A 15,109-nucleotide genomic window follows, 5' to 3' on the forward strand; every position below is an offset into this window, starting at 1 on the left:
TACCGGCTACCGGCTACCGGCTACCGGCTACCGGCTACCAGTACGTTCCCTGCACCATGGCGGCCAGGCTGGCGTGGTGCAGGATCAGGCTGTCCGGATCGGCCGGGACCTCGACCTCGCCGAAGTGGGCCTGCCGGTAGGCGATGCGGAGCATCACGATCCCGTGCCGCAGGGCCGCGTAGAGGGTGTGGAACTCCATGTCCCGGGGGGTGCGCCCCGTGAGTTCGGCGTACCGGCCCTCCAGGTCCTCGCGGCGCAGGAAGTCCGGCAGGCCGGGCTGGCCGAAGCCGACCGTGAGGTCCTGGAAGAACCGGTGCAGGTAGACCGTCCAGCCGAGGTCCACCTCGCGCGGGGCGTACGCGGCCATCTCCCAGTCCAGCACGGCCACCGGCGAGAACCCGTCGTAGATGACGTTGCCGATACGGGCGTCTCCCCAGTTGAGGACGGCGGGCCCCTCGTCCTGCGGCCACAGCTCCTCCAGGCGGGCGAACGCCCGCTCGATGAGCGGTGACGGGACGAGTCCGCCCACCACCCAGGAGTAGTAGGCGCGTTGGGCGTCCACGTGCCGGCGCAAGGGCGTGCCCTCGCCGTCGGGGAGGAGGAACTCGGCCTCCTTGGCCGGGAACTGGTCGTGCAGGCGGGCCAGCAGCGAGATGCTCGCCTCCTGGAGGGCGGCGCGCTCGGCATCGGTGGCGGCGTGCAGCCAGTTGCCCTCGTAGGTGTAGGGCATCACATCGGGCGGGACCCGCCCCTCCGCACGGGCCATCACGAAGAACGGCGCCCCCAGCGGCCCCGGATCCTCCTCCAGCCACTGCACGCGCGGGACGGGCAGGTCCGTGTGCTCGGCGACCAGGCTCATCACGCGGTGCTGGCGCGGCATGTCGTAGGCCGGGAAGACGGTGTAGGCCGCCGGGTCGGCGGCGAGGCGCAGCGCGCAGGCGTGCAGTGGGGTGTCGGCGTGCTCGATGTCGAAGAGCAGGGTCTCGCTCGACATCCCGTTGGACCCTGGGACGGAGACGTTGGTGACCTTCGCGCCGGGAAGCCTGGTGTCCAGCCAGGCGGCGAGGCGGCGGCCGAGCTCCTCGGGCTCCCGGGTGGAGGTACGCGGACGTGGTGCGGTGGCCATGGATGAGCCCCTTTCCGGCTGGTTCTACTGGTCCTACTGGTCCTACGGCGCGACGGAGGAGTAGTCGGCGAAGCCGCTCGGGTCGTGGCGCCCGAAGCTGCCGTGCTCGAAGATGCCGTGGCCGATCCGCCCGTCGAGGGTGAAGCGGGCGGAGTGGTCGGTCACCCCGAAGGCGGCCATCGGGTGGGCCGCGGGGTCGGAGAGGTCGTAGACGCGGCGGTCGCTCCAGTCGCGGCCCTGCCAGGTGCCGTGCTGCCAGTCACCGGCGGGCGGGTAACCGGCACCGACCGCGAGCGGGGAGGAGTTGAGGATCTCCACGCCCAACTCGATGGGCTTGCGGTCGGCGGGATCGGTGAGGTGGACGACGGCCTGCTCGGGGTGTCGGCTGCCGGGGCGGTAGCGGATGTCGGTGTGGGGCCAGCCGAGTTGGACGTCGTGCCGTCCGCTGCCCTCGGGGAAGACCTGCACGGCCTCGTTCAGGGTGCGGTGGCCGTCGGCGTCCTCCTGCGCGATGACCATGACGAAACGGTCCTCGAAGCGGACGGGGATCCACAACCAGTGGAAGCCCTCCGGGCGGTACTCGTCGGCCGCGCGACCCCCCTCCTCCCCGGGAATCGGCCGCACGCCCCAACTCCGGTCGCGGGTACCGCTCCACTCCCCCGGCGTGAGGACGAACTCCTCGCCCTTGGCCCGGATCGTGCCGGTGACCTGGCCGGCCTGGACGAAGCGGCGGCCTTCCAGCATGAGGCGGTCACCGCGCCGCTGGACGTGGTGCGGCTCCCAGACGGCAGGGAACTCGGCGGTCCAGGTGATGTCGTACGAGAGCCCGTGCGGGTCCGCCGGATCGGGAGCGCAGCGCAGCGTGAGCCGCTTGAGCGGCACGTCCACCGTGATGGACAGGGGTCCCACCGAGAGGCTCATCCGGTCGTCGCCGAGGGCGTCGGAGGCCCGGACGGCGAGGAGCTCGTCGCCGATACGGAGGGTGGCGTAGGCGTCGATGACCCCGGCGTTGGGGTAGACGCCGAGGCCGAATATCAGGACGGCGCGACCGGCGTGGTCGAAGACGTGGAAGATGCAGCGGTCGTAAGCGTTTCGGTCGCCGCTGACGACGTGCTTCATCGACAAGGGAGCCTGGTGGATGGGGTATTCGTCGAGCGCGACGGGCCGGTCGGCGGGCATGGCGAACCTCCTGGTGGGCCGGCTTCGAGGGGCGGCTCAAGCGAATATGACGGTACGTCAGAAATACGCCCGGGGACCAGCCTTCTGGCACGGTGTGACAGACCGTCACGCCACGCCGATCCCCCGGTCGCGCGGCGGGGCGGCTCGGGATGGGAGCCAGACGGGCCAGAGTGGAGGGCGCGCGGGGGCCTCGGTGGGGGCGGGATCCACGGGGCCGGTAGTCAGAGCCGCGTATGGGGGTTTCCCGTCAGCCTCATCGTCTCTCCGTGTCGTGCCGGTCCCACAAGGGCGCTCCCTCGTCGCGTCGCTGCGCGATGGCCTTCGGCCACCCTTGACCGACCGACCCGCCCCGGAAAACCGAAGACTGCCGAGAAAGGAGACGGGCCCGCAGGAGCAGCCTGCCGGGTCGGGGGGCGCACCAACCCGCTGCCCGCTCCACACGTCTCAGCGTCCGACGACCGTCTGTGGCCGGACATAAGCCGCCCACGACCGGTGGGCGCTCCTCGACGACCGCGACCGACGACCGTCCGGGACTGGGGCATGTCCGGCCGATCATGTGACCGTCGTGGGTTCGGGTCGTTGGCATGGGCATGGGGCGGGGTGGGCCGGCCACCGCAGGGTCACCGACGAGACCCCGTACCCAATGCGCACGGGGGCGCCATGGCGGAACCTACCTGCGCGTTTCGGTCCATGGAAGACGGAGTACGAACGGCACAGATGTTGATCGGCGGAGGGCACCTGGGACGCGATCTTCGCCGGATCTAGTCGCCGGTCGTGCCGTCGAGCATCTCGCGCAGGATGTCCAGGTGGCCGTTGTGGCGGGCCGTCTCCTCGGTGAGGTGGAGGAGGATCCAGCGCAGGTCGACGTGGAGGCCGTTACGGACGGCCCGCTGGGCCTGCTTGTCCAGGCCGTTCCCGGCGACCAGTTCACGGTACTGGGCGCTCTGTTCAGTGTATTCGTCGAGCAACTGCGTGAGCGGGAAGTCGACGGCGATACGCATCTCGCGGTCGGGGTCCTCCTCGGTCCAGGGGCCCCGGTCTTCCTCACCGAGGAAGACCACTTGGAACCAGTAGTACTCGACCCAGCGGAGGTGGTTGATCACTCCGCTCATGGTCATCAGCGGTGAGCCCGGCAGGAGCGCCTTGCGTGCGTTCTCCGCAGAGATGCCATCGCACTTGGCCCGGGAGGTGTCACGTGCGTAGTCGAGAAACGTGGTGAGCTGGGTACGCTCGTCCCACGCGGGCGGTGTGTCGTCGATTCGAATCATCGCGCGAAGCGTCCCCGATCACCGCGGCCGATGTCGAGGCGTTTATCGACGGACCCAACCTCCTCCACCCAACTCCTTGTCCGTCGGGTCGCCACAGCAATTCAGCGCCGGTGGGCCGTCCGGCGCCCGCCGGGGGGTGGAAAAGCGTGGGACAGCGGCCATTCCGTCGTGAAGCCGGGTCAGCGCACGAGAGCGGGCCAAAAGCTCGCCAATTCGCACCGATTGCCCCTGTCTGTGTCCCTGGTGGTGGAGTCGGTCGCGCGTTGACCCGGATCCACGACGAAACAGCTGAGGAATCAGCCGTCAGTACCTCTCAACGGCCCCGGACGGCCGTCGGACGCCGAGACGTGTGGAGGCCGTCGCGAGTTGGTGCGCCCGCCGACCCGGGCGGCCGCTCCGGGTGGGCCCGTCTCGAAAGCGGGTCGCCCCCGCCCCCGGCTCGGTCCCGCCCCCCGCCCCGCTTCCGGCGACACCTCGAACGGATGGGCGCCCCTCGGCGGGGATTACCCGGCCCTTCGGTTCCGCGTTGGCCGGGTATGACCATGCTTCAGTCTTCAACGGGCCGAAGGCGTCGCCCGGTGCCACCGGGTTTCGAAGAATCGGTTCAGCGTCCGCGTGAGCAACCGCAGCCTGCGCCGGATCCGCCGATCTACCGCGATCTGCTCGCGCGGTGGGCCGACGCCGGCCGGACCCTGCCCGGCCGACGCGATCCGGAGTGGTCGCGGCTCACGTCCTCCCCGGTGTGGCCCACCACGAGCAGCGGGCTCTACTGACCGCGGTCAGCGCGTCTCCGGTCCCGCCAGGTGGCGGGCGATGACCATGCGCTGGATCTGGTTGGTGCCCTCGACGATCTGGAGGACCTTCGCCTCGCGCATCAGCCGCTCGACGGGGAAGTCCGCCGTGTAGCCGTATCCGCCGAGGACCTGCACCGCGTCCGTGGTGACGGACATCGCCGCGTCCGTGCAGAACAGCTTGGCCATGGCCGCCTGGCGGGAGAACGGCTTGCCCGCGTCCCGCAGCCGCGCCGCCGCGAGGTACAGGGCCCGGCCCGCCTCGATCTTGGTGGCCATGTCGGCCAACATGAAGCGCAGTCCCTGGAAGTCCGCGATCGGGTGTCCGAACTGCTTGCGGTCCAGGGCGTACGTCAGCGCCTCGTCCAGGGCGGCCTGGGCGACGCCGATGGCGCAGGCCGCGATGCCCAGGCGCCCCGCGTCGAGTGCGGCCAGGGCGATGGTGAAGCCCTGCCCCTCCTCGCCGATGCGGCGGGCGTCGGGGATCCGTACGCCGTCGAAGTGCAGCTGGGCGGTGGGCGAGCCCTTCATGCCCATCTTCTTCTCGGGCACGGCCGCGGTCAGGCCCTCCGCGTCCCCGGGGACCAGGAAGGCCGTGATGCCCTTGGGGCCCTGGGCGCCGGTGCGCGCGAGGACGGTGTAGAAGTCGGCGACCCCACCGTGGGTGATCCAGGCCTTGGTGCCGGTGATGATCCAGTCGTCGCCGTCGCGCACCGCCTTGGTGGTGAGCGAGGCGGCATCGGAGCCGGCGGCCGGCTCGGAGAGGCAGTAGGCGCCCAGCAGGCCTCCGCCGAGCATCGCGGGCAGGTGGGCGCCCTGCTGCTCCTTGGTGCCGTAGCCGGCGAGGCCGTGGCAGGCCAGGGAGTGCACGCTGACGCCGAGCCCGACGGTGAGGCGGGCCGCGGCCAGCTCCTCGAGGACCTGGAGGTAGACCTCGTACGGCTGCTCGCCGCCGCCGAATTCCCCCGGGTACGGAAGGCCGAGCAGGCCGGCCTCGGAGAGCAGGGTGAAGACCTCCCGCGGGAAGCGTCCGGAGTCCTCCTCCTCGGCTGCCTCGGGGCGGATCTCGCGCTGCGCGATCTCGCGTACGAGGGCGAGGAGGTCCCGGGACTCCTCGGTGGGCAGCTGTCGGTCCACCGGCTGCGGGGCGCGGTCTGTCATGGCGGCGCTCTCCTCCCTGGTCGGGCACGGCGGCGGCGCGTGAGGTGTGGGACGCGGCGCCGGGTCTCGGTACTCCCACAGCCGATGTTGCCCTCCCGGATCACGGAAGGGGCTGTTCAGAGGCTGCGGCGGGATGAGTATGCCCGATCAGGGGCTTCCCGTCACCGGTGCAAGATCACCGAGCTGACCGAACGGTCCGTCGGGAGCGGGAGGTGCCGGACACTCCGGGACGAACTCCTCGATCACTGTCAGTGTCGCGCGCAGCTGGCGCACCAGCAGGGCGCCGAGCCCGGCGCGGTCGGGCTGGTCCGGGGCGTCCAGTGCGCCGATCCAGTCCAGGGTGGTCCCTTCGACCCCGGAGAGCCAGCCGACGAGGGCGAGGCGGGCGATCGGGGGGAGGGTGCGGCGTCCGTAGGCACCTTCGGCGATCGTGGCGACGAGCTCCTCGCGGACGGAGTCGCGGATGGCGAGCACCTCGGCGTCGGATCCGACGCCGCCGGTGACGATCGTGCGGTAGGCGGCGTGGTGGTGCTCGGCGTAGTACAGGTAGCCGTCGATGGTGCGGCGCACGCGCTCGGCGTTCGGGAGGTCGGTGTCGCCGCCGGCGCGGGCGACGAGTTCCGCCACGGAGTCCTCGACGATGGCGAGGTAGTAGCCGCGCTTGCTGGTGAAGTAGTAGTAGATCAACCCCTTGGCGACGCCTGCCTGTTTGGCGATGTCGTCCATGGAGAGCGCGTCGTACGAGGTGTCGGCGAACAACTTGCGCCCGATGGCTATGAGTTCGGCCCTGCGCACCCGGGATCGCCCTGTCGTTCCGCGCTGTTGACTATTGTTCAAATTCAGCCCTAGCCTCGAACCGCCACAGGATGCCCGCAGTATTGCAGACCCTGCGCGCCGCGCTCGTTCACGCAGTTCCCTGCGCACCGGAGGTGGGCACGGCGCCGCCGGACGACCCGCCGCTCGTCCTCGTGACCCGACTCAGAGCCAGCCGATCTGGGTGACGAACATGGCGACGACGACCACGAGGGTCCAGCCGAGCACGTGCTCCAGCCACGAGGAGTCGTCCTTGGGGCCTCCGGTGCGGACGAGGTCCCGGGGGGCGGCGATGGGGGCGGCGCTGTCGGCAGTCATGGCGTCCAATGTGCCAGCGTTCGCGGCTTTCGCGGTAGGGACGTCACGAGTGGTATGCATCACGCAAAAACTGACAGAAACGGACAGAGCCAGACAGTTGGCAAAGGGCGGACGGCCGGGTCCCGGCCTCTTCGGTCGGGACCCGGCACTCACACGCATCCTGCGTCCGCGCCCCACTCGGGCGCCTCCTGCGGCGCCCGGTCAGACGCGGGTCTCGCGGTTGCGGCCGGCCATGGCCGCCATGGCGAGGCCGAGGCACAGGGCGACTCCTCCGGCGATCACATTGCTGACCACCGTTCGCGTCGTGGCCATATCCCCGGCGATGGCCCACGGGGCGATGATCGTCCACGCGCCGAGGGCGACCGCCGTCCACGCCATCGCGTGCGTGCGCTCGTAGGCGGAGCCCAGACCGCCCATGCACAGGCAGAAGGCCAGGCCGGCGATCAAGTTGTTGATGGCCAGCGGGGTGAGGCCGCTGAATCCTGCGATCCACGGCGAGGCGGCCAGGTACAGGCCCGTGATCAGGGCCAGCGCTTCGACGGCCTGCGCGCGGGGGGTGCTGGTCACCCGCTCGAACCGGGTGCGCATCTCGGCGAGGTCGGGGTGGTGCTCGATGCTGGGATGGGTGGTCATGGCGGGCCGCCTCCTACTGAGAAGCCTTTATGTGCCATTTACCCCACTATATTCCGCTTACCCGCGCGCCTGGTCAACGGGCAATTTCACCGAGGCCTCACAGCACCCCCACCGCCCGCAGCGCACGGATCTGCGCCCGGCTCGGAAGGGCCGGGGCGTAGAGGTAACAGATGCCCCCCGAACCCGAGGTGACCTTGCCCGAGACTCCCGTGCGCTGGGTGCGAAGCCAGATGTTCCCCCACTCGGCGCGCTTGTAGACGCGGCGCACGGCGGGGTTGTCGGGCGAGTTGGGATCATTGGCGATCACATCCCCGGCAGCGGTGAAGCCGACGACGGTCATCAGGTGGCCGGCGGTCCCGTAGCCCGCGCCCGAGAGCTCGTCCGGGCGGAAGGACTGCGAGGTGATGGCCGGGATGCCGACCCCGACCAGGGTCTCCAGGTCGGCCAGGGAGGTGAGCCGGGTGACGACGCCGGCCAGCCCGGGGTACGTGGCGGCGTACGCGGCGTTGAAGGGCCAGTTGCCACAGCCCTTGTAGGCGGCGTCGTAGGTGGAGCGGGCCGCGTGGCAGATCTGCGGGTCGGGGTACTTCGGGTCGACCCAGGCCGTGGCGGAGGGGGCCGCCCGGCCGCCCCAGTACTCGACGATCATCTGGGAGGAGGTGGGGCTGCACCAGGCCTCCCCGCCGTTGTCGTACTCGGGGTACTGGCCGGCGTGGATCTCCTGCGAGTAGCGCGGGACCTTCAGCTCGCGGGCGGTGCGGGCGGAGGGCACGGAGGCGGGGACGGTGAAGCGGTCCGGGACGTCGGAGACCATGGCGCCCGCGAGCCATACGGTGGGTCCGCGTTCGGCGCCCGGCCGCCGGTGGAGGGTGAGCCGCAGCTGCCAGGCCGCGATCCGCAGGCCGGCGGTGGCCGCCGGGCTGTCGAGGGCCAGGGTGTCGGTCCCGACGGTGGACCGACCATCGGTCTGCCCGTCCACCGAGGTGCGGCGGATGTCGCCGTCGCCCGAGGCCCAGCGGCCCATCACGTACCAGGGGGTGGTGGTGGCGTCGGTGTAGGTGCCGCGCAGTTCGATCTGGATCCAGGTGCCGGCCGGGGTGCGGGCGTTCCAGGAGGCGATGGCCTCGGTCGCGGGCACGGCGGAGCGGTGCACCGGGGAGGTCCAGGTGGCGTACTCCCAGGTGGCCTTGCGCCCGGTGTGCGGGTCGGCGTACTCCGTGCGGCCGACGGCCGCCGCGATCTCCAGGCCGGGGCGGTCTCCGCCGACGGCGGTGGTGCCCCGGTGGGTGCCGGCGAGCCAGTGGGCGTAGGAGTACCAGAAGCGGTTGTCGACGGTGGGGCCCGTCACCCCCGCGGCCGCGGGGGCGGCCGCCGAGGCGCTGCCGCCGGGGACGGTGGCGGCGGTGGCCGCGGCGGCGACCGCCAGTGCGGCGACGAGTACGGCCCTGCGCGGCGTGGGTTCGGTCATCGCGTGGTTCCCCCAGGGTGGGTCGGCGCTTCGGCGGGACTTCGGTGGCACGTGGGTGGCATCACCCTTCCAGTTCCCGGCGTCGGCGGCCCGAAGCCACGGGTCGTGTCGGGCTTGTCTAGGCTGGTCGGGTGGAGCCGCAGCCGTCACTCGAGACACTCGCGCGGGAGCTCGCCGCCGTGGCGCCCTCCCTCGGCCCGGTGCGCCTGATCGGGATCGACGGGCACGCGGGATCCGGGAAGAGCACTTTCGCGGGGCGGCTCGCCGGGCTGCTCGGGGCGCCCGTGCTGCACCTGGACGACGTGGCCACCCACGAGGAGCTGTTCGGCTGGGAGGAGCGGCTGCGCGCGCAGGTGCTGGAGCCGCTCGCCGCCGGTCGGCCCGCGCACTGGGCCCCGTACGACTGGGTGGAGCGCCGCTTCGGGCCGGAGCGGGTGCTGGAGCCGGCGCCGTTGCTGCTGGTCGAGGGGGTGGGTGCCGGGCGGCGGGCGCTGCGCCCGTGTCTGGCGCGGCTCCTGTGGATGCAGACGCCTCTCGAGGAGTCCTGGCAGCGGGGGCGAAACCGGGACGGGCGTGAACTTTCCGACTTCTGGGACGGATGGGAGCGCGCGGAGCGCGCGCACTTCTCCAACGACCCTTCGCGCCCCTTCGCCGACACCCTGGTACGACAGAGCGGTACGGGATACGAGTGGTCTTCCGGGACCCCAGCGACGGCATGAACCAATGCTTCCGTCACCGGGCGTGACGGACTCCCCCGGGCCTGAACGGCCCCGGAAACCGGCGCCGCCGGGCCCCGCCGACCCGCTTGACCCGGGGCCCGCACCGGCCTTACGTTCTCAATGCGAGGCCTTCACCGGCCGACGCGGACACGAGGCCCCCGGTTGTTCCCCCGTGATCGGGGGCTTCGTTCTGCCCGCGCACCCCTCCCCGGCGGTGTCGCGCGAGGCCGATCCGCCCCGATCATTCACCCTGAGTCACCGGATGCCCGAGGGGCGCGCGCCGGAACGGTGCCTGTCGCGCCCTACGTAAGGTGCGTGACCGCAGGTACGATGCAGCCCTGATTTCATCGGCGCAGTGGGCAACTCATGTGCTCGTCACAGGGGTTGCCGCGCACCACGGGGGCAGGCTTGTGGGGGACGTGATGGATTTCGGCACGCCGGGCAGCATGCACGCCCCGGCCGAACTCGCCTGGCTGCGCGGGGTCGACGCCTGCACGATGGGCGCCTATCCGCAGGCCGAGGAGGAGTTCCGGGCGGCCGTACGACTCGACCCCTCCATGGCCGACGCATGGCTGGGTCTGCACGCGCTGCGGGTCGACACCAGCAACGCGTTACTTCGCATGTACGCCCACCGGGAGCGGTTCGGCGAGCAGCGCGCCCGGCACCGGCGGACGCTGAACTCCTGGTACTGGCTGGGCTGGTGGGTGCAACCGGTGCTGGAGAGCCGGCGGGACCTGCTCCTCGCCCATGCCTCGCACTGGCTGGACGGCCGCCACGTACCGGAGCTGGACCAGGCGCTGGCCGCGCTGCCGCCGGTGGACACCGACGCGCAGGTACGGTTCCTGCACGCCTGCCGGGCCTACCTGGTCAAGGACTGGGAGCAGCTGGTCCGGCACACCGAGCCGCTGGTGAACGATCAGCTGCTGGGCATCGAGGCCGGGCTGTTCGGCGGGATGGCGCGGGTCCGGCTGGAGATGTACGGGCAGGCCGAGCCGATGCTGGCGGCGGCGCTGATGCGGTGTCGCAGCGAGCAGCCCCAGCGCAAGGAACTGCGCTACTGGCTGGCGCGGGCGCGGGAGGGCACCGGGCGCAGTGCGGCGGCGCTGCCGCTGTACCGGGCGGTGCACCGGGTGGATCCCTCGTTCATGGACACCGCGGCCCGGCTGACGGCCATCGAGGACGGCGACGACACCGACGGCGTGGCCGATCTGGCGGGCCTCGCGGGGTACGCCGGGTACGGGGGCTACGCCGGGCACGGCCCGTCCCCGGCCGGCGGGGACTTCGCGGCCGTCGCGCTGGGCGGCGGGCCGGGCGGGCCCGTCCAGGACATCGCGGCGGACGGCCAGGTGGAGCCGGACCCGCTGACTCCGCCTCCTCCCCCGACGGGGCGGGCGGCGGGGGCACGGCGCAAGGTGTCCGTCCCGCCGCAGGGCGCGTCCGCGGGGCTGCCGGCCGGGCCGGCGGATCCGGCGGCGCTCGCCGAGGCCCTGGCGGAGCTGGAGCGGATGGTGGGCCTGGAGCCGGTCAAACGGCAGGTGAAGGCACTGTCCGCGCAGCTGCACATGGCGCGGTTGCGGGCGGGTCAGGGGCTGCCGGTGCAGCCGCCGAAACGGCACTTCGTGTTCTCCGGGCCCTCCGGAACGGGCAAGACGACGGTCGCCCGGATCCTGGGCCGCGTCTTCTACGCGCTGGGGCTGCTCGGCGGCGACCATCTGGTGGAGGCCCAGCGGGCCGACCTCGTGGGCGAGTTCCTCGGGCAGACCGCGGTGAAGGCGAACGAGCTGATCGATTCGGCGATCGGCGGGGTGCTGTTCGTGGACGAGGCGTACTCGCTGTCGAACTCGGGCTACAGCAAGGGCGACGCGTACGGCGACGAGGCCCTCCAGGTGCTGCTGAAGCGGGCCGAGGACAACCGGGACCACCTGGTGGTGATCCTGGCGGGCTACCCGGCCGGGATGGACCGGCTGCTCGCCACCAATCCGGGACTGTCCTCGCGCTTCACCACCCGGGTGGACTTCCCCAGCTACCGGCCGCTGGAACTGACCGCGATCGGCGGGGTGCTGGCGGACGCGAACGGGGACCACTGGGACGAGGAGGCGCTGGAGGAACTGCGCAGCATCAGCGGGCACGTGGTGGAGCAGGGCTGGATCGACGAGCTCGGCAACGGCCGGTTCCTGCGGACCCTGTACGAGAAGAGCTGCGCGTACCGGGACCTGCGGCTGGCGGGCTTCGCGGGTGAGCCGTCGCGGGACGACCTGGCGACGCTCCGGCTGGCGGATCTGATGCAGGCGTACGGGGAGGTCCTGTCGGGCCGCGGCCCCCAGGAACGCCCGGACCCGCCGGCGCCGTAGCCCCGGGCGCTCCGCCCCGGACCCCGCGCCTCAACCGCCGGCGCGGCTGGATGTTCCAGTCGTCCGGCGTTCGAGGACCGGGTCCGGGGCGGAGCCCTTGGAATGCCGGCCGGCTACGCGCCCCGGACGTACGCGCGGTGGGACGGGTCGCGGACCTCGCCGACCAGCATTTCCAGGACGTCCTCCAGGGCGACCAGGCCCAGGACCCGGCCCCCCGCGTCCGCGACCTGCGCGAGGTGTGTGGCGTCCCGGCGCATGACGCCGAGGGCGTCGTCCAGCGGGACGGTGGCGTTCAGCGTGGTCATCCGGCGCCAGACCCGCTGGGGCACGGCACGCTCCCGGTCCTCCAGGTCCAGTACGTCCTTGACGTGCAGGTAGCCCATGAAGGCGCCGCTCTCCGCGCGGACGGGGAAGCGGGAGTACCCGGTGCGCACGGTGAGCTGCTCGATCTGGCGCGGGGTCACCTCCGGGCCGACCGTGACCAGCCGGTCCGGGCCGAGGAGGACGTCGGTGACCGGGCGGCTGCCCAGTTCCAGCGCGTCCTCCAGGCGCTCCTGCTCGACCGCCTCCAGGAGCCCGGCCTGCCTGGAGTCCTGGAGGAGCCGGCCCAGCTGGGCGGAGGTGTAGACGGCCTCGACCTCGTCCTTGGGCTCCACCTTGAAGAGCTTCAGGACGAGCTTGGCGCAGGCCCCGAGCGCGGTGGTGACCGGCCCGCACAGGCGGGCGAAGGCGACCAGGCCGGGGCTGAACCACAGGGCGGTCTTCTCGGGGGCGGCCATGGCCAGGTTCTTCGGCACCATCTCGCCGATCACCAGGTGCAGGAAGACCACGGCGCCGAGCGCGAAGGCGTATCCGAGGGGGTGGATCAGCCCCTGCGGTACGTGGACGGCGTGGAACACGGGCTCCAGCAGCCGGGCCACGGTGGGCTCGGCGACCGCGCCCAGGGTGAGCGAGCAGATGGTGATGCCGAACTGCGCCGCGGCCATCATGCGGGGCAGGTTCTCCAGGCCGTGGAGCACCTGGCGGGCCCGCTTGGACTCGGCCGCGAGGGGCTCGATCTGGCTGCGCCGTACGGAGACGAGTGCGAACTCGGCGCCGACGAAGAAGCCGTTGGCGAGGACCAGCAGCAGGGCGAAGAGGAGCTGGAGCGCGTTCATCGGGCGGCGCCTTCCAGCTCGGCCCGCTCGGGTTCGAACGCGGGCGCGCCGTCGGTCCCGGACGCGGACCGGTACGTACCGGCGGCGGGCACCGCCGCGAGCCGGACCAGCCGGACCCGCTCGGCGCGGTTGCGGCCGACGCGGCGGACGGACAGCTTCCAGCCGGGGAGCTCCGCCCGGTCCCCGGGGGCGGGGATCCGGCCGAGGAGGTCGGCGACGAGCCCGGCGACGGTCTCGTAGGGGCCCTCGGGCACTTCGAGGCCTATCCGGCGCAGGGTCTGCACCCGGCAGCTGCCGTCGGCCTCCCAGGAGGGGCGGCCGTCCTCCGCCGCCACGGCGGCCAGTTCGGGGCTGTCGTCCTCGGCGAGGTCGTGCTCGTCGCGGACCTCGCCGACGAGCTCCTCCACGATGTCCTCCAGCGTGACGACGCCGGCGGTGCCGCCGTACTCGTCGACGACCACGGCCATCGGCTGCTCGCTGCGCAGCCGCTCCAGCAGCGGCTGCACCGGCAGGGAGCCGGGCACCAGCAGCGGGGCGACGCAGATCCGGCTCACGGACGTGCGGTCGCGCTCCGACTCGGGCACGGCGAGGGCGTCCTTGAGGTGGACCACGCCGGTGATCTCGTCGATGCGGTCGCGGTAGACCGGGAACCGGGACAGGCCCGTGGCGCGGGTCAGGTTGAGCACGTCGGCCGCGGTGGCCGTGTGCATCAGGGCGCTGACCTTCACCCGCGGGGTCATGACGTGCTGGGCCGTGAGCCCGCCCAGCGAGAGGGTCCTTACGAAGAGTTCGGCGGTGTCCTGTTCCAGGGCGCCGGCCTGGGCCGAATGGCGGACCAGGGAGAGCAGCTCGCCGGGGGTCCGGGCGGAGGCCATCTCCTCGGTCGGTTCCACGCCGAGCGCCCGTACGAGGCGGTTGGCCACGGCGTTGAGGCCGGCGATCACCGGTCGCAAGACGCGGGAGAAGCCGTTCTGGGGGCCGGCGACGAAGCGCGCCACCTGGAGCGGCCGGGAGACCGCCCAGTTCTTCGGGACGAGCTCGCCGACGACCATCTGGACGGCGGAGGCGAGCAGCATGCCGATGACGACGGCGACGCCGGAGACGGCTCCCTTCGGGAGGCCGGTCGCGCCGAGCGGCCCGGCCAGCAGTGCGGCGAGGGCGGGCTCGGCGAGCATGCCGACCACGAGGGAGGTGATGGTGATGCCGAGCTGGGTGCCGGAGAGCTGGAAGGACAGCTCCCCCAGGGCTTTGACCACCGTGCGGGCACGGCGGTCACCGTCGGCTGCGGCGCGCTCGGCCTCGGGTCTCTCCACGGTGACGAGGCCGAACTCGGCCGCCACGAAGAAACCGTTGGCGAGGATGAGGACGAAGGCCGCCGCGAGCAGAAGTAGCGGGGTGGTCATGCCGCCGCCTCCGGGGGGAGGGCGGCGCGGGTACTACCGGACGATCCGTCCATTGCTGGAGGGAGTCACTCCTCAAGTTGCAGGTGCCCACGGGCCACGAGGTCCCGGGGCCGGTGGGAGGGCGCACACCTGCGCCCCGCCACCAGGGTAGTCATTGAGATCCCGGCCGCAACGGTACGCAGCCGGGAGGATCTGCCGACTCAGTGGTCGTGTCCGCCCGTTCCGCGTGCCTCGGCCAGTGCGCGCAGGGCGCGGGCGTCGCCGATCGCCTGCTGCTTGGCGACACCCGGCTGGATGCCGAGGGCGGGCAGGCTGGTGCCGTCGCTGAGGTCGAGGAACACCCACGGGTCGCCGGGGCGGAGGTTGACCCGCAGGATCTGGGCCCACTCCAGGCGCCGGGTGGTGGTGAGGTTGACCACGGTGACGCCGGCCTCGTCGGCGACCACTTTGGGGCGGCTGAGCAGGACGAGTACGGAGCTCAGCAGGACGGCGGTGAAGACGAAGCTGATCCGCTCGCCGGGGCTGAGGTTCTCCAGCAGCAGGGCGATGGCCGTGATGGTGGTGAACATGGCGAGGCCGACGCCCAGCAGGACGACCCGGGTGCGGGTCGGCCGGAAGGTGACCGGCAGGGCGGGCGTGACGGGCTGGGCGGCGGACTCGGCCATGGTGCGTTGCCTTCTGGAGGTGACGTGCGGGTCGGTGTGCGGCGCGGCGGTGTGCGG

At 72.1% G+C, this 15,109-nt stretch carries 14 protein-coding genes; 3 read left to right on the forward strand and 11 right to left on the reverse strand.

Annotation, left to right across the window (positions count from 1 at the left end; all coding sequences use genetic code 11):
- Positions 1 to 34: 34 nt before the first annotated feature.
- Both ACIQZO_RS14350 and ACIQZO_RS14355 read right to left on the reverse strand, forming a co-directional pair.
- Complete coding sequence (locus tag ACIQZO_RS14350; protein WP_403625179.1) at positions 35 to 1,126, reverse strand: phosphotransferase family protein; 1,092 nt, start codon at positions 1,124 to 1,126, stop codon at positions 35 to 37.
- A gap of 42 nt (positions 1,127 to 1,168) precedes the next feature.
- On the reverse strand, positions 1,169 to 2,305 hold the full coding sequence (locus ACIQZO_RS14355; RefSeq protein WP_403625182.1) for a hypothetical protein: 1,137 nt from the start codon (positions 2,303 to 2,305) through the stop codon (positions 1,169 to 1,171).
- 565 nt (positions 2,306 to 2,870) lie between these two features.
- On the opposite strand from ACIQZO_RS14355, the gene ACIQZO_RS14360 reads away from it, so the two are divergent.
- Positions 2,871 to 3,029 carry a transposase gene (locus ACIQZO_RS14360; RefSeq protein WP_403625745.1) on the forward strand — a complete coding sequence of 53 codons (159 nt, stop codon included), beginning with the start codon at positions 2,871 to 2,873 and terminating at the stop codon, positions 3,027 to 3,029.
- Between the two features lie 37 nt (positions 3,030 to 3,066).
- On the opposite strand, the gene ACIQZO_RS14365 is transcribed toward ACIQZO_RS14360, so the two are convergent.
- The 6 genes from ACIQZO_RS14365 to ACIQZO_RS14390 all read right to left on the reverse strand — a co-directional run bounded on the left by ACIQZO_RS14365 (position 3,067) and on the right by ACIQZO_RS14390 (position 8,757).
- On the reverse strand, positions 3,067 to 3,573 hold the full coding sequence (locus ACIQZO_RS14365) for a DinB family protein (protein WP_403625184.1): 507 nt from the start codon (positions 3,571 to 3,573) through the stop codon (positions 3,067 to 3,069).
- A 779-nt stretch (positions 3,574 to 4,352) separates the two neighbouring features.
- Positions 4,353 to 5,525, reverse strand: coding sequence for an acyl-CoA dehydrogenase family protein (locus ACIQZO_RS14370; protein WP_403625187.1), 1,173 nt, complete (start codon positions 5,523 to 5,525; stop codon positions 4,353 to 4,355).
- A gap of 147 nt (positions 5,526 to 5,672) precedes the next feature.
- Positions 5,673 to 6,362, reverse strand: a complete 690-nt coding sequence (locus ACIQZO_RS14375) for a TetR/AcrR family transcriptional regulator (protein ID WP_403625190.1) — start codon at positions 6,360 to 6,362, stop codon at positions 5,673 to 5,675.
- Between the two features lie 141 nt (positions 6,363 to 6,503).
- Complete coding sequence (locus ACIQZO_RS14380) at positions 6,504 to 6,656, reverse strand: SCO1431 family membrane protein (protein ID WP_403625193.1); 153 nt, start codon at positions 6,654 to 6,656, stop codon at positions 6,504 to 6,506.
- A gap of 201 nt (positions 6,657 to 6,857) precedes the next feature.
- A complete protein-coding gene (locus ACIQZO_RS14385) occupies positions 6,858 to 7,289 on the reverse strand; it encodes an SPW repeat protein (RefSeq protein ID WP_403625196.1) in 432 nt (143 codons plus the stop codon).
- A gap of 97 nt (positions 7,290 to 7,386) precedes the next feature.
- Positions 7,387 to 8,757, reverse strand: a complete 1,371-nt coding sequence (locus tag ACIQZO_RS14390; RefSeq protein ID WP_403625199.1) for a C39 family peptidase — start codon at positions 8,755 to 8,757, stop codon at positions 7,387 to 7,389.
- 131 nt (positions 8,758 to 8,888) lie between these two features.
- Between ACIQZO_RS14390 and ACIQZO_RS14395 the strand changes: the two genes are divergently transcribed.
- Together ACIQZO_RS14395 and ACIQZO_RS14400 are read left to right on the forward strand one after the other, a co-directional pair.
- The gene (locus ACIQZO_RS14395; RefSeq protein ID WP_403625202.1) at positions 8,889 to 9,476 is read left to right on the forward strand and encodes a uridine kinase; all 588 of its coding nucleotides are present in this window, start codon (positions 8,889 to 8,891) and stop codon (positions 9,474 to 9,476) included.
- Positions 9,477 to 9,898: 422 nt separating this feature from the next.
- The gene (locus ACIQZO_RS14400; RefSeq protein ID WP_403625205.1) at positions 9,899 to 11,827 is read left to right on the forward strand and encodes an AAA family ATPase; all 1,929 of its coding nucleotides are present in this window, start codon (positions 9,899 to 9,901) and stop codon (positions 11,825 to 11,827) included.
- Between the two features lie 113 nt (positions 11,828 to 11,940).
- Here ACIQZO_RS14400 and ACIQZO_RS14405 read toward each other — a convergent pair whose 3' ends face one another.
- From ACIQZO_RS14405 to ACIQZO_RS14415, 3 genes are all read right to left on the reverse strand, one after another.
- Complete coding sequence (locus ACIQZO_RS14405; protein WP_403625208.1) at positions 11,941 to 12,984, reverse strand: hemolysin family protein; 1,044 nt, start codon at positions 12,982 to 12,984, stop codon at positions 11,941 to 11,943.
- On the reverse strand, positions 12,981 to 14,387 hold the full coding sequence (locus ACIQZO_RS14410; protein ID WP_403625211.1) for a hemolysin family protein: 1,407 nt from the start codon (positions 14,385 to 14,387) through the stop codon (positions 12,981 to 12,983). Before ACIQZO_RS14410 ends, ACIQZO_RS14405 begins: the two co-directional genes overlap by 4 nt.
- A 200-nt stretch (positions 14,388 to 14,587) precedes the next feature.
- Entirely contained in the window at positions 14,588 to 15,052 is a 465-nt protein-coding gene (locus ACIQZO_RS14415) for a PH domain-containing protein (protein ID WP_403625748.1), read from the reverse strand.
- Positions 15,053 to 15,109: the final 57 nt, after the last annotated feature.

The organism is Streptomyces sp. NPDC097617 (assembly GCF_044761485.1).
Classification (GTDB): Bacteria; Actinomycetota; Actinomycetes; order Streptomycetales; family Streptomycetaceae; genus Streptomyces.

Excerpts from the sequence above, each read along its gene's own strand:
- ACIQZO_RS14350 (WP_403625179.1), bottom strand. The coding sequence starts at position 1,126 with ATGGCCACCGCACCACGTCCGCGTACCTCCACCCGGGAGCCCGAGGAG.
- ACIQZO_RS14355 (WP_403625182.1), bottom strand. The coding sequence starts at position 2,305 with ATGCCCGCCGACCGGCCCGTCGCGCTCGACGAATACCCCATCCACCAG.
- ACIQZO_RS14365 (WP_403625184.1), bottom strand. The coding sequence starts at position 3,573 with ATGATTCGAATCGACGACACACCGCCCGCGTGGGACGAGCGTACCCAG.
- ACIQZO_RS14370 (WP_403625187.1), bottom strand. The coding sequence starts at position 5,525 with ATGACAGACCGCGCCCCGCAGCCGGTGGACCGACAGCTGCCCACCGAG.
- ACIQZO_RS14380 (WP_403625193.1), bottom strand. The coding sequence starts at position 6,656 with ATGACTGCCGACAGCGCCGCCCCCATCGCCGCCCCCCGGGACCTCGTC.
- ACIQZO_RS14385 (WP_403625196.1), bottom strand. The coding sequence starts at position 7,289 with ATGACCACCCATCCCAGCATCGAGCACCACCCCGACCTCGCCGAGATG.
- ACIQZO_RS14390 (WP_403625199.1), bottom strand. The coding sequence starts at position 8,757 with ATGACCGAACCCACGCCGCGCAGGGCCGTACTCGTCGCCGCACTGGCG.
- ACIQZO_RS14400 (WP_403625205.1), top strand. The coding sequence starts at position 9,899 with ATGGATTTCGGCACGCCGGGCAGCATGCACGCCCCGGCCGAACTCGCC.
- ACIQZO_RS14405 (WP_403625208.1), bottom strand. The coding sequence starts at position 12,984 with ATGAACGCGCTCCAGCTCCTCTTCGCCCTGCTGCTGGTCCTCGCCAAC.
- ACIQZO_RS14410 (WP_403625211.1), bottom strand. The coding sequence starts at position 14,387 with ATGACCACCCCGCTACTTCTGCTCGCGGCGGCCTTCGTCCTCATCCTC.
- ACIQZO_RS14415 (WP_403625748.1), bottom strand. The coding sequence starts at position 15,052 with ATGGCCGAGTCCGCCGCCCAGCCCGTCACGCCCGCCCTGCCGGTCACC.